The sequence below is a fragment of the Streptomyces araujoniae genome, assembly GCF_050871195.1.
GTDB classification, from domain to species: Bacteria; Actinomycetota; Actinomycetes; order Streptomycetales; family Streptomycetaceae; genus Streptomyces; species Streptomyces bacillaris.
On record NZ_CP194070.1, the window covers coordinates 1,415,056 to 1,427,027 of the forward strand.

The 11,972-nt window shown below is 68.9% G+C and carries 13 protein-coding genes; 6 read left to right on the plus strand and 7 right to left on the minus strand.

What is annotated here, in order from left to right; translation table 11 throughout:
• The first annotated feature begins 216 nt into the window (after positions 1-216).
• The 5 genes from ACQ9ZG_RS05980 to ACQ9ZG_RS06000 are packed head-to-tail and all read left to right on the plus strand — an operon-like array spanning position 217 to position 6,856.
• Positions 217-948: a TnsA-like heteromeric transposase endonuclease subunit gene (locus tag ACQ9ZG_RS05980; protein ID WP_258312470.1), complete on the plus strand. Its 732-nt coding sequence runs from the start codon at positions 217-219 to the stop codon at positions 946-948.
• Positions 945-3,086, plus strand: a complete 2,142-nt coding sequence (locus tag ACQ9ZG_RS05985; protein WP_109917492.1) for a TnsB C-terminal domain-containing protein — start codon at positions 945-947, stop codon at positions 3,084-3,086. The genes ACQ9ZG_RS05980 and ACQ9ZG_RS05985 overlap by 4 nt, the downstream gene beginning before the upstream one ends.
• A complete protein-coding gene (locus tag ACQ9ZG_RS05990) occupies positions 3,079-4,215 on the plus strand; it encodes an ATP-binding protein (protein ID WP_109917493.1) in 1,137 nt (378 codons plus the stop codon). The genes ACQ9ZG_RS05985 and ACQ9ZG_RS05990 overlap by 8 nt, the downstream gene beginning before the upstream one ends.
• A complete protein-coding gene (locus ACQ9ZG_RS05995) occupies positions 4,212-6,071 on the plus strand; it encodes a TniQ family protein (protein ID WP_109917494.1) in 1,860 nt (619 codons plus the stop codon). The genes ACQ9ZG_RS05990 and ACQ9ZG_RS05995 overlap by 4 nt, the downstream gene beginning before the upstream one ends.
• Positions 6,072-6,100: 29 nt before the next feature.
• Entirely contained in the window at positions 6,101-6,856 is a 756-nt protein-coding gene (locus ACQ9ZG_RS06000) for an SDR family oxidoreductase (RefSeq protein ID WP_028419368.1), read from the plus strand.
• Between the two features lie 116 nt (positions 6,857-6,972).
• On the opposite strand, the gene amaP is transcribed toward ACQ9ZG_RS06000, so the two are convergent.
• Genes amaP through ACQ9ZG_RS06025 form a run of 5 tightly spaced genes read right to left on the minus strand, consistent with a single transcriptional unit; the run spans position 6,973 to position 9,325 of the window.
• Positions 6,973-7,551: an alkaline shock response membrane anchor protein AmaP gene (gene amaP / locus ACQ9ZG_RS06005; protein WP_109917497.1), complete on the minus strand. Its 579-nt coding sequence runs from the start codon at positions 7,549-7,551 to the stop codon at positions 6,973-6,975.
• 5 nt (positions 7,552-7,556) lie between these two features.
• On the minus strand, positions 7,557-8,270 hold the full coding sequence (locus ACQ9ZG_RS06010) for a DUF6286 domain-containing protein (protein WP_499280060.1): 714 nt from the start codon (positions 8,268-8,270) through the stop codon (positions 7,557-7,559).
• Positions 8,267-8,617: an Asp23/Gls24 family envelope stress response protein gene (locus ACQ9ZG_RS06015; RefSeq protein WP_109914390.1), complete on the minus strand. Its 351-nt coding sequence runs from the start codon at positions 8,615-8,617 to the stop codon at positions 8,267-8,269. Before ACQ9ZG_RS06015 ends, ACQ9ZG_RS06010 begins: the two co-directional genes overlap by 4 nt.
• A complete protein-coding gene (locus ACQ9ZG_RS06020) occupies positions 8,614-8,805 on the minus strand; it encodes a hypothetical protein (protein ID WP_018488194.1) in 192 nt (63 codons plus the stop codon). The genes ACQ9ZG_RS06015 and ACQ9ZG_RS06020 overlap by 4 nt, the downstream gene beginning before the upstream one ends.
• A gap of 34 nt (positions 8,806-8,839) precedes the next feature.
• On the minus strand, positions 8,840-9,325 hold the full coding sequence (locus ACQ9ZG_RS06025) for an Asp23/Gls24 family envelope stress response protein (protein ID WP_018488193.1): 486 nt from the start codon (positions 9,323-9,325) through the stop codon (positions 8,840-8,842).
• 94 nt (positions 9,326-9,419) lie between these two features.
• On the opposite strand from ACQ9ZG_RS06025, the gene ACQ9ZG_RS06030 reads away from it, so the two are divergent.
• Positions 9,420-10,352, plus strand: coding sequence for a hypothetical protein (locus ACQ9ZG_RS06030; RefSeq protein WP_499280063.1), 933 nt, complete (start codon positions 9,420-9,422; stop codon positions 10,350-10,352).
• A gap of 290 nt (positions 10,353-10,642) precedes the next feature.
• On the opposite strand, the gene ACQ9ZG_RS06035 is transcribed toward ACQ9ZG_RS06030, so the two are convergent.
• Both ACQ9ZG_RS06035 and ACQ9ZG_RS06040 read right to left on the minus strand, forming a co-directional pair.
• Positions 10,643-11,434: an enoyl-CoA hydratase/isomerase family protein gene (locus ACQ9ZG_RS06035; RefSeq protein ID WP_028419363.1), complete on the minus strand. Its 792-nt coding sequence runs from the start codon at positions 11,432-11,434 to the stop codon at positions 10,643-10,645.
• A gap of 129 nt (positions 11,435-11,563) precedes the next feature.
• Positions 11,564-11,785 (minus strand): helix-turn-helix domain-containing protein, encoded by a 222-nt coding sequence (locus tag ACQ9ZG_RS06040; protein WP_006123601.1) that lies wholly within the window; start codon positions 11,783-11,785, stop codon positions 11,564-11,566.
• Positions 11,786-11,972 lie beyond the last annotated feature (187 nt).

Consider the following 11,972-nt stretch of genomic DNA (forward strand, 5'->3'; position numbering starts at 1 on the left):
ATGTGTGGGATCCCGCTCCCCGTGTCGGATTCCGCGCGGGGGTGTCGTAGCCATGTCGGATACGGCATGTGAGCGGGATTCACGCCTCTTTCCCCAGCAGTTCCCCTCTTCGTGTACCGGACCGTCCTGGTCGTCATCAACGTGTGCAACCTGGGCATGCCCACGGCGTTTGGTGGCAGATCAAGCCGCGCTTGAGAACGCAGGGTTGGGGGTCCGGTGAGCACGACACATCTGGCTGCGTCGGCACAAGTGAGTGTCCGGGAAGCCGACGAGTCCGTGGTGGAGGATTTGGAGTGGGCGTCCGTGCCACTCGATCTGCTGCGGAAGGCACAGCCGTGGCGAACATTCCGTTGGTACAAGGGCCAGCAGCACTATTCAGGCACGTACTGGGCAGCGACGGTACGCGACCACGTGATCTACGAGTCACGGTTGGAACTGGCACGGCTGCTGTTCGCAGACTTCGCTCCGAGCGTCAGGCATATCGTCGCCCAGCCTTTCTTGCTCAAGGCAGAGGTCGAGGGCAAGCTGCGGCGGCACATTCCGGACTATCTGCTGTTGACTGACGGCGGGCCGGTGGTTGTGGATGTCAAGCCGCGGCATCGGCTGGAGCGACCGAAAGTCGCGTTCTCGTTCGCGTGGACTCGTGCGGCGGTCGCCTCGCGCGGGTGGCGTTACGAGGTCTGGAGCGAGCCGGACCCTAATGAGCTGGAGAATGTCCGTTTCCTCGCCGGCTACCGCCGGGACTGGTTGTTCGATCCGGGCCTCCTGGACGGCTTGCGGGCCTGTGAGCTGGAGGGACGGTCGCTGCATGAGGCTTTTCGCCTGCTGCCCGAGTGTCCCCGGCCGCTGGTGAAGTCGGCGGTGCTGCACCTGTTGTGGTCGGGGCATGTGGCGACGGAGCTGGACCGGCCGCTCAGCGCGGGGCATGTGTTGAGGAGGGCCGCATGAGCGGGGCGGGAACCCGGCTTGGTGTCGGCACGCGCTTCAGGCTCGACGGCGAGACGGTCGAGGTCGTTGAGTTCGCGAGCCTGGCCACGGGCATGGAGGTCATCCTCAAGGACGCCCGTGACCGGCTGGTGCGGATGTCGGTAAGGGAACTGCTGACTTCGGAACGGGCTGAGGTGATCCCGAGTGATCGGGGTCCGGCCGCCGACGACGGGGACCTGGCCGCCTCGGTGCTGGCTCGGCTGACCAAGGAGGAACGCAAGGACGTTCTTGAGCGGGCCGATCACGTCCGGGAGATGTTGACGGGCTACCGCTCGGGATCCGAGGAGTTGGCGAGGCCGGGCGAGCCACGGCCTCAGTACGCTCCCGGCCTGCCGTTGGGAAAGCGATACGCGGCCAAGGCGTCCGAGCTGGGCCTGACCGTTCGGTCGGTAGAGCGTTGGGCACAGTCATTCCTGCAGAGCGGTGAGGTGGGACTCGTCCCGAAGAAGGCCCAGGCGGAGGGCGGGCTGGCCCATGCCGATCCGCGCTGGGTGGAGGTGGCCCAAGAAATTCTGGGCGAGTACAAGGAGGAGTCCCGGCCCTCCGTCAAGCTCGTGTTGGAACGGGTGCAGGCCCGGCTGAAGGAGCGCTTCGGGCAGGACACCGTGCCGCTGCCGAAGCGAACGGCAGGATATCGGTGGATGCACGAGCTTGAGCGGCGTCATCCGACGTTCCGCCTGAGCACGAAGCGCAACCGTGACATCGCGGATCGTCCCGCCGGCGTCTACGGAAAGCTGCGACCGACACGGCCGGGCGAGTACGTGCTGATGGACACCACACGACTGGATGTATTCGCCTTCGACCCGGTCACGCTGAAGTGGGTGCAGGCGGAGCTGACCATCGCGATGGACTGGTACACCCGCTGCATCACCGGCATCCGCGTCACGCCGGTATCGACGAAGGCCGTCGACGCGGCGGCCGTCCTCTTCCAGACCTACCGGCCCCGGCCCGTCCCCGAGACCTGGCCGAAGGAAGCTGCCTGGCCCGATCACGGGATCCCCCGCGGTGTCCTGGTGGATGCCGAAGCGGTCCATGGCCCCGTCACGGGGGCCGTTGGGCCAGCTCTGGCACCGGAGACAATCATCGTCGACCACGGCAAGATCTATCTCTCCGCCCATCTGACCAGCGTCTGCCGCCGACTGGGCATGTCGATCCAGCCAGCCCGGCTACGGACGGGCCGGGACAAGGGACCGATCGAAAGATTCTTCAGGACCCTGCGGGAAGACCTGCTGCAGGTACTGCCCGGCTACAAGGGCCCCGACATCCACACGCGAGGGCTCAACCCCGAAAATGACGCCTTCTTCTTCCTGCACGAGCTCGAGGCGATCATCCGTGAGTGGGTGGCCTGCGTCTATCACCGCAGGCCACACAGCGGTCTCCTCGACCCCCACTTCCCGGCCGTGGACCTGTCGCCGACGGCGATGTTCGAGCACGGGCTCGCGCGGGCCGGCTACATCGAAGTGCCGCGTGATGCGGATCTGGCCTACGAATTCCTGGAGGTCACGATGCGGACCGTCCAGCACTACGGCGTCGAGATCAAGGGACGCCGCTACGACGGTCCGGGGCTCGACGGCCTGCGGGACATGGCCGGATCGAACATCGAACTGGCCAAGCGACGGCTCGAGTTCTTCGCCGACCCCGATGACGTCACCCGCATCTACTTCCGCGACGCGGAACGCACGTGGCACACGCTGCGGTGGGAACACGCGCTGAGCCTCCGGATGCCGCTGAGCGAAGAGGCTCTGCAGTTCGCCCGGCGTCTGGCCGCGAAGCAGTACACCTACCCCAACGACCGGCTCGCCGTCGCCCTGCTCCTGGAACGGTGGAATCTCGGGCTTGGCAACTCCTTGGTCGAGCGGCGCATGGCTTTGCGGCTTTCTCGCGAACAGGCCGCCCTGGCCCTGCCTGCGGATGAAGCCTCCGAGGTCAGCGCCCTGCCATCGGTCGCCCGCGTGCTGTCCCTTCCTGAACAGCCCTCGGCGCCATCCGTCGAGTCCGGTGATGTCGAGCAGGGGGATGCCGACGCGGACGGTCTGGAGGAGTTGGACGAAGAACTCGACTTCTACGCCACGGCTTTGAAGGACGTCGATGATGAGTAAGGCGGCCCGCGCTCAAGCTGAGGAAGCCGATCTGCGCTCCCGGCTGGATCACCTCACACTGTCCCGCAAGGAAGGCTTCGGCCGCCTGGCCGAAGCCCCACGCAGGAAGCGTCCCGAGCATCTGTCCCGCCGACAGTTGAAGAAGCTGGGCGAGAAGGCGCTTGCCGAGTACAACCGCTGCCGCCGCAAGTGGCACGCGAACCTCGGCCCGCTGGGGACCGCACAGATGAAAGCCCTGCACGAAGATCTCTGGGACATCTTCGACAGCAACGACCAGGACAGCGACAAGGTCAAAGGCGGTATCGCCCTCGACGCCTTCCCGGGACTCGGGAAAACAACGGCAGTGCTCGCCTTCGCCAAGAAGGTCCATCGACAGATCATCGAGGAGGAAGGGAAGTACACCGAGGAGGGGCACGAGCGGTGGCCGGTCTGCCGCGTTGGGCTGACCAGCAACACTGGGATGCGCGACTTCAATCGGGCAATTCTCGAGTACTACGGGCACCCCGGACGTTTTCGCGGAACCGCCTCCGAGTTCGGCTATCGCGCCCTTGATTCAGTACTCTCGGCGGAAACAAAGCTCTTGATCGTGGACGACCTGCACTTCCTGAAGTGGCAGAACAAGAACGGGATCGAAGTCAGCAACCACTTCAAATACATCGCCAACGAGTTCCCTGTCACCTTGCTCATGATCGGCGTCGGCCTGGAAAAGCGAGGATTGTTCAGTGAAGGATCAAGTTACGAGGACGCGATTCTCGCGCAGACGGGACGCCGCACCACTCGGCTCGACATGGATCCGTTCACAATCTCCTGCGCAAAGCAACGCACCCACTGGCGCGATGCCCTTCTCGCGATCGAGGAACGCGTCGTCCTCGCGGACAAATTCCCCGGCATGATCGCTGACGAACTGTCCGACTACCTCTTCGCCCGCAGCACCGGACACATCGGCTCGCTCATGACACTGATCAACCGCGGCTGCCAGAGAGCAGTACGCGCTGGCGCCGAACGCCTGGATCAGAAGCTGCTGGACCAGGTGAAGAACGACGCCGCGTCCGAGCAGGCCCGCCAAGAGCTCCAACACGCCTTCGACACCGGCCGGCTCGTCAGCCGTCCTGGGAAAGAGGCGTCGTGACAGAACCCCGCACCCTGGCGATCCGCGTCCTCCCGCGGCCCGGCGAAAGCCTGGACAGCTGGCTCGAGGCCCTCGCCCGCCGCAACTGGGTCCCCTTGCAGTCACTGACCGAGGCCCTGGGAATTGGCCCTCGCAACAACCCTGCCCGGCTGGTCAACCGCACTCCCCCGGAGGACCTGAGGCTCATCGAAACCCAGCTCAGGCTCTCTGAAGGGGCTCTCGACAATTCCATCACCGAGCCCGGAATGTTCCTCAAGCGTCTCCCCTATTTCCGGTATTGCCCCAGGTGTCTGCAGGAGGACCAAGGCAGGTGGCTGACGCGATGGTGGTTGCCGTGGACATTCGCCTGCACCAGGCATCAGACGCTGATGCACGACATTTGCCCGGGATGCCGAAGCGCCTCGCGCAGCCGGTTCCTCGGCGCGGTGCACCTGCATTCGCCTGGGCAGTGCATGCTCACGACCACGCCTCGACGAACGTGCAAGCAGGACCTCGCGGCTGCCCCGCTCCTCCCCCTCGGCACGCACCATCCCCTGCTCGCAGCACAACGGATCCTGGACACGATCCCCATTCGCGACACTGCTGGCGCCACCGAAATCTTCTCCGTTGTCGACGAGCACCTCGCTGCCCTGCTGGATGCCATGACCGAGAAAGATCTCGAAGAAATAGAGAACGTCTCACCAGGGAACTGGGAGAAGGCACTCACAGCCATCACCGCACACAACACCACGTTTCATGGGTGGCGGGTCAAAGCTCGCACAGAGAAGCTCATCACCTACGAGTTCATGGACCAGGAATACAACAAGGCCGGAAAGACGATCGCCGAGATTGCCGAAAGGTGCCAGTTACCGAAGGTCCTCGTCGCCAGGCAAGCAAAAAGCGTCGGAATCAAGACCCGCACAGGCGGAAAATTCCCTATCGAGGTTGACTACGACTGGCTCCGAAGCGAGTATTGCGAGAGATTCCAAGGAATCGCCCACATCGCCCAAACGCTCAAATGTGATCAAAAAACCGTCCGAGCATTCCTGCGGAAAGCCGGAGTAGATCTCAGACCCGCCTGCCTTTCCGGCCAGTCCGACGCAACTATGAACCTTGGCGGGTCTGTCTCTCGTGACATCAAAAAAGCCGTCGAGAACACTCAATACGGGTGGCTCCGACTTCGCCGATTCCAAGTCCATATAAAGTTCCCGACTCTCTCAGCTGCTGCCCACCACCTACACCTCATGCCCAGCGCCCTCGCCGCACAGTTCAACCGTCTGGAAGACGACATCGGCGGTGCACTGTTCGTCAGGTCGGTCCGTCACGCCCCCCAGCGACCGACAGAGCGCGGCGCGGCCCTCCTGGCAGACCTCGAACGCAGCGAGGTCCAGGAACTCATACAGCGCGCGCTCGGCTCAACCCTCGACCCACTTCCACCTGCGCAAACGCTCAAAGAGTCCCGGAGAACAGTCGACGGCGAGCGCAGTGCTCTGACAGAACTTCCCGCGCAGCATGTCCACATCCCACCCTCAATGCTTCCGGTCGTCCGCTACGTCCTCAGTCGCCGGGCGCATGAGGCATACGCGTCGAAGATCCACAACGACACCGGCATCCCGTTCACGACCATCTACAAACAGCTCAGGCTCCTCCAGCGAGCCGGCTGGGTGACAAGCCGCCCTGAAACACCGGCCGAACGCTCAGCACGAAGACAAGGTGGCCGAGGCCGCACCTACTACACACCGACACAAGCAGCGTGCGCGTCCCACGTCATCGCTCACATCGCCAACGAGACTCCGGGGAAAATGACATCCACCCGGGACGACTCCACCGACATGAACCCGGGATTCAGCTATGAAACCAATGATCAAGTTCGTTGATCACGACTCGAAGGATGGGAACCTACACCATGGATCTTGGACTGAAGGACCGCGTGTACATCGTCACCGGCGCGACCCGGGGCCTGGGCAACGCCACGGCACGGGAGCTGGCCGCCGACGGCGCGAAGGTGATCATCACCGGCCGGGACGCGAAGAGCGTCGAGGAGGCAGCCGCCGAACTGGGCCCGGACGCCGTCGGGATCGCCGCCGACAACGCCGACCCGAGCGCCGCCCAGCGGCTGGTGGACACGGCGCGGGAACGTTTCGGGCGGCTCGACGGCATTCTCATCAGCGTCGGCGGGCCCGCGCCCGGCTTCGTCGCGGACAACACCGACGACCAGTGGCAGACGGCCTTCGAGACGGTGTTCCTCGGGGCGGTCCGGCTGGCCCGCACGGCGGCCGCCGCGCTCGGCGAGGGCGGGGTGATCGGCTTCGTGCTCTCCGGTTCGGTGCACGAGCCGATCGCCGGACTGACCATCTCCAACGGGCTGCGCCCCGGTCTCGCCGGTTTCGCCAAGTCGCTCTCCGACGAGCTGGGGCCGCGCGGCATCCGGGTCGTGGGCGTGCTGCCCGCCCGGATCGACACCGACCGGGTCCGCGAACTGGACGCGCTCTCGGGCGACGCCGATGCCGCTCGTACGGCCAACGAGTCCCGCATCCCGCTGCGCCGGTACGGGACGCCGGAGGAGTTCGGGAAGACCGCGGCCTTCCTGCTCTCCCCCGCCGCCTCGTATCTGACGGGGATCATGGTGCCGGTGGACGGCGGGGCCCGGCACGGATTCTGAGCTCAGCGCGGGGCGTACGGGGCCGGGTCCGCCCCGCACGCCTCCGGCCCGACCCCCTCGCACGCCTCCGGCCCGTCCCCGTACCTACGGGGACGGGCCGGTAGGCCAACAGACCGTCAGGACACCCGCTCCGCACGGTGCTTGACGGCCTTCAGCCGGACCTCGGCCGGGAGTTCTTCCAGGCCCGCCGACTCACGGGCGTGGACCAGCGCGCCGTCGGCCACCGCGTTCAGGGCCCGGGCGGGGGCGGCGTGCGGCTCCATCAGGAGGCGGACGCGGGCCCGGGGCGCGGTCCGGCGGCCGGTCAGGGCCGCCTGGGCGCGGGCCACCCCGTCCACCTCGCCCGCCTCCTCGGCGAGGACGCCCTCCAGCGCCCGGCCGCGGATCCGGGCCCCCTCGCCGTCACCGCTGTCGACCAGCACCTCGGCGAGGCGGCCGCGCCGGAACTGGGCGAGGAACCACCACAGGGCGAGGACGACCAGCACGGCGAGGACCGCGATCACGGTCGGCCACCACCAGCCCTCGTCGCGCCGGCGCCCCCGGTCGGCGGCGCTGAGCAGTACGTCGGTCTTGCCGTCCCAGGGCCACCAGGACGGTACGGCGGCGCCGAGGCCCGCCGCGAGGACCGCGCCGCCCACGACGATCAGGACGAGTCCGGCGAGGGCCAGCAGGATCCGGTTGACGGTGGGGCGCATGCCGCTCATCCCTTCCTCTCCGGCCGGTCGACCCGGACGGAGAGGCCGGGCGGCTTCGCCAGGCCCAGCTCCCCGACGGCCCTGGCCAGCACGGTCTCCAGGTCGGTGCGTACGTCGTCGATCCCCCGGAAGTGCGAGAGCGCCCGCACCTTCGCCTTGCGCCGCCCCATCCGGACCCGGACGGACTGCACTCCGGGCACCTCCACGGCCCGGTCCCGCAGAACCAGCGCGGCGGCGGTCCGGTCGAGTCCGGCCCGTACCTCGGTACGGTCGCGGCGCATCGGCAGCAGGTCGCGCAGCCCGGGGGTGAGGGCGAGCAGGAGCAGCCAGAGGCCGACGGCCGCGGCGACGCCCGCGCCGACGAGCACGGCGGCATCGTCGAGCTGCCGTTCCGCCAGGCCGTCCGCCAGGGAGCGCCGCCACTGCATGGCCGGATGACCGGCCCGTACGGCGGCGATGTCGTAGAGCAGCAGCCCCGTCGCGCCCAGGAGCACCAGGGCCAGCAGGGCGGCCGGGACCCGGCGGGCGGACCAGAAGCGGCCTGCCCGGCCGCCGCCGCCCTGATCGAGGGTGGGGACCGGCTCGTGGGACGGGGGCGCGCCGGGGTCGGGCGGGCCCGGGGTGCCCCCGGCCCGGTCCACCGTGGGCATACGCAGGGTGGAACCGGTGGAGCCCATGGGGTCGTCGGGGACCGTGGGGTCGGTGGGGTCGGTCGTCATCGGAGCCTCCCCTGTCCGCCGCCGGCTCCCGCCGTGTGCAGCCGTTCGACCTGGACGGCAACTTCCGGCACGTCCATCCCGGCCAGCGACTTGACCCGCTGGGCGACCCGGCTCCGTACGGCACCGCACTGGCGGCCGATGTCGCAGGGGTAGCGCAGTTCCAGGCTGACCCGGACCCGGGCGGCGTCACGGTGGACGGTGACGGTGGCGCGCGGGGAGGCGCCGTCCTCGGGGGGATCGTCGACGGCTTCCTTCGCCGCCTGCGCGGCGATCTTGGCGACGACCCGGTCGGCGATCCGGGTCTCGCCCCGCTCGGCGGCGGCGACCTGCCCGGTCACCGCCGTCACCGTCGCCGGTCGCCGCGCTCGCGACTCCGGAAGAAGTCGCCGGGTTCCAGGTCACCGTCGAGGAAGCGGCCGGCGATGAAGCCGATCGCCCCCAGGGCGGCCACCAGGACGAACGCTCCGAACCCGCCGAAATACCCGGCGAACCCGAGCGCCATGCCGGCCAGCAGACCGGCCGCAGCCATGCTCATCGTCTCTCCTCAACTGCCGTACGGAACCCGGGGATCACTGGACGCGCTGCTGGCCCTCGTCGTCATCGTCGTCGTCCTCGTCGGGCAGCTTGACGTCGCTGACCGCGATGTTGACCTCGACGACTTCGAGTCCGGTCATGCGCTCGACCGCCGAGACGACGTTCTCGCGCACGTCACGGGCGACGTTGGAGATGGCCACGCCGTAGTCGACGACGATCTCCAGGTCCAGGGCCGCCTGGGACTCGCCGACTTCGGCCTTCACGCCGCGGGTGACGGACTTGCCGCCGCCGGGGACCCGGTCGCGGACCGCGCCGAAGGTCCGGGACAGGCCGCTGCCCATCGCATGGACGCCGACCACATCGCGTGCGGCCATTCCGGCGATCTTCTCGACCACGCCGTCCGCGATGGTGGTACGGCCCCGGGTGCCGGGATCACCGCCACCGCGCTTGTTCAGGGAGGACTTGCCCCGGCCGTCGCCGGAACCGCTGTCGGGGCCGTTGCGCTGGGAGTTCTCGCTCATCGCCGCTCTTCCCTTCGGGACAGGGTTGGGACTTCCTTGCCCACGTTAAGTGCGCTTGCCCGGTCCCGCGCCGTGGATACGGCAGGGTGGGGGGATGACGACGGAGCTGAGCCCGCGGAGGGCCGACGGATGGACAGCTGCGGTACGGCAACGGCTGGGCCTCGGCCGGCTGCTCCCCCTGGGTGGTGCCGCGGACGGCGTCTGGATCGCGGAGACGGCGGCTGCCTCGGTGCTGCGCGCGGAGGCGGTTGTCCCGGGCGCGGTGCTCGGGACGCTGAGGATCGGGCTGTCCCGGGAAGCCGCCGATAGGAAGGACATGACCACGTCCGAGCCCACGCCCCCGCCCGCCTCTCCCTCCTCGTCCGGGGCCGCGCCGGGGCCCGTGCCGCCGCCGGGGGCGCTGCCGCCCGGGCCGCTGAGGATCGAGGCGGAGTTCCGGGCGGCGGCGGACCGCCCGCTGCCGGGGACGGCGGCCACCCTGCGCGCGGCGCTCGTCGCGGCGGCCGCCGCCCGGCTCGGCCTGGAGGTCGGGGAGGTGGACCTGAGGGTGACGGCACTGCTGGAGGACGGGGCGGCGGCCGGGGACGGGACATACAGCGACGGCGGGACGTCCGGCGACGGCGAGGCATCTCCTGACGGCGGACCATCCGGTGACGGTCGGGCATCCTCTGACCACGGGCAGTCGGATGGCGGCAGGCCGTCCGATGGCGGTCGGGCATCCGATGACGGCGATGCCCCCGATCAGGTGATGGCCGCCTCCGCCGCGTCCCCCGCTGCCGCGCGGGCCGGGGGTCCGGCGGCGGAGGCGGCCACCGGGGTGCCCGGGGTCGTCTCGCTGACCCGGACCCTGGGCAGCCCGGTGCACACCGCCACCGACCACATCCGGGTCGAGGTGGCGACGGCAGCGGACCACCGGGCCCTCGACGTGGCCCGGTCGGTGCGTACGGCGGTGGCGGCGGCCACGACGGGCGGGCTGCCGGTGTCGGTGCTGGTCACGGACGTGGTGGCGTCACCGGCCGGGAGCTAGGGGGTGTCTTGCCGGTCAGGCCGGATCAGGGAGCGGGGTCCGGTGCCGTGCATCGCAAGGCGGAGGAGGGAGTCGACGCGGAGCGTCGGCGAGTGACGACAACGCCGCGAGGTGCGGTGCCGGGCCCCGCGAGCCCGGCGTGATCGGCAAGACACCCCCTAGGGGCCTGTCCGCACCAGACGGGTGCCGTTCGGGGGCACGCCTCCCGGCCGGTCGGATCGGTCAGAGCGGTCGGCTCCATCGGCCCAGCCGGTCCGGTCGGCTCGGCCCGTGCGACCGGCCCGGCCGGATCAGTCGGTGATGCCCGCCAGGTCCCGCAGCCTGCGGCCCTGGGCGGCGCGCTCGGCGGTGCGCTGCTCCTCGTACGTACGGGAGACGGCACCGCTCAAGAGCGCCTTGGTCTCCACGACGGCGTCGCGCGGGGCGGCGAGCAGTGCGGCGGCCAGGTCGCGGGCGGCGCCGTCGAGCTGGTCGGCGGGGACGACGAGGTTGGCGAGGCCGGTGCGCTCGGCCTCCTCGGCGTGCACGAACCGCCCGGTGGCACAGATCTCGAGCGCGCGGGCGTACCCCACGAGGTTCACCAGGGGGTGGGTGCCCGTGAGGTCGGGGACCAGGCCGAGGCTGGTCTCGCGCATGGCGAACTGGACGTCCTCGGCGACGATCCGCAGATCGCAGGCGAGAGCGAGCTGGAAGCCTGCGCCGATGGCGTGGCCCTGGACGGTCGCGATCGACACGAGGTCATTGCGGCGCCACCAGGTGAACGCCTCCTGGTACTCGGCGATGGTCGCGTCGAGTTCGGCCTCCGGGCCGCGCGCCATGTCGAGGAAGGACGGCTCACCGTCGAACCCCTCGGGGGTGAACGCCTGCCGGTCGAGTCCCGCGGAGAAGGACTTGCCCTCGCCACGGAGCACCACGACACGGACATCGCCGGGCAGCACCCGCCCGGCCTCGGTCAACGCCCGCCAGAGAGCGGGAGACTGGGCGTTGCGCTTGGCCGGGTTGGTGAGCGTCACCGTGGCGACCGCGTCTTCGACGGTGAGCCGTACGCCGTCCTTGTCGAGCACAGGGTCGAGCGAGGTCATGGGGCACCTCCGGATCGGGTGCAGTCAGCACTCGGGAATGAAGTGACTGAACAGTAACCACCCGGACGACCTTGCGGTCAGCCGGGTGGCCACCCCGAATTCCGATGAGCCCGCAGAGGACCGGGGCACTCAGGCCGAAGCGGCCTTCTTGCCTCGTGTGGCACCGCCACGACCTCGCAGCGTCACTCCGGACTCACTGAGCATCCGGTGGACGAACCCGTAGGAGCGGCCGGTTTCCTCGGCCAGCGCCCTGATGCTCGCACCGGAGTCGTACTTCTTCTTCAGGTCTGCCGCGAGCTTGTCACGCGCGGCGCCGGTCACCCGGCTGCCCTTCTTCAGAGTCTCGGCCACCCGTGCCTCCTCTATGGGAAGTGCGCTCTGGACTCTCATGATCACCCCTCCCGCGCTTCCTGGCCACCCATTCGGCAAGGTCGATACGACCGGATTCCGGACCGGAGAGCGCTCCGACACGATCGGAATCCCGTATTCCGCCGGGTTGCCGGGGCATGCGGAACCTACCGGCGGGAGAACCGGCAGG

Coding starts and splice junctions, on each gene's coding strand:
- ACQ9ZG_RS05985 (WP_109917492.1), top strand. CDS start 945: ATGAGCGGGGCGGGAACCCGGCTTGGTGTCGGCACGCGCTTCAGGCTC.
- ACQ9ZG_RS05990 (WP_109917493.1), top strand. CDS start 3,079: ATGAGTAAGGCGGCCCGCGCTCAAGCTGAGGAAGCCGATCTGCGCTCC.
- ACQ9ZG_RS06000 (WP_028419368.1), top strand. CDS start 6,101: ATGGATCTTGGACTGAAGGACCGCGTGTACATCGTCACCGGCGCGACC.
- amaP (WP_109917497.1), bottom strand. CDS start 7,551: ATGCGCCCCACCGTCAACCGGATCCTGCTGGCCCTCGCCGGACTCGTC.
- ACQ9ZG_RS06010 (WP_499280060.1), bottom strand. CDS start 8,270: ATGACGACCGACCCCACCGACCCCACGGTCCCCGACGACCCCATGGGC.
- ACQ9ZG_RS06020 (WP_018488194.1), bottom strand. CDS start 8,805: ATGAGCATGGCTGCGGCCGGTCTGCTGGCCGGCATGGCGCTCGGGTTC.
- ACQ9ZG_RS06025 (WP_018488193.1), bottom strand. CDS start 9,325: ATGAGCGAGAACTCCCAGCGCAACGGCCCCGACAGCGGTTCCGGCGAC.
- ACQ9ZG_RS06030 (WP_499280063.1), top strand. CDS start 9,420: ATGACGACGGAGCTGAGCCCGCGGAGGGCCGACGGATGGACAGCTGCG.
- ACQ9ZG_RS06035 (WP_028419363.1), bottom strand. CDS start 11,434: ATGACCTCGCTCGACCCTGTGCTCGACAAGGACGGCGTACGGCTCACC.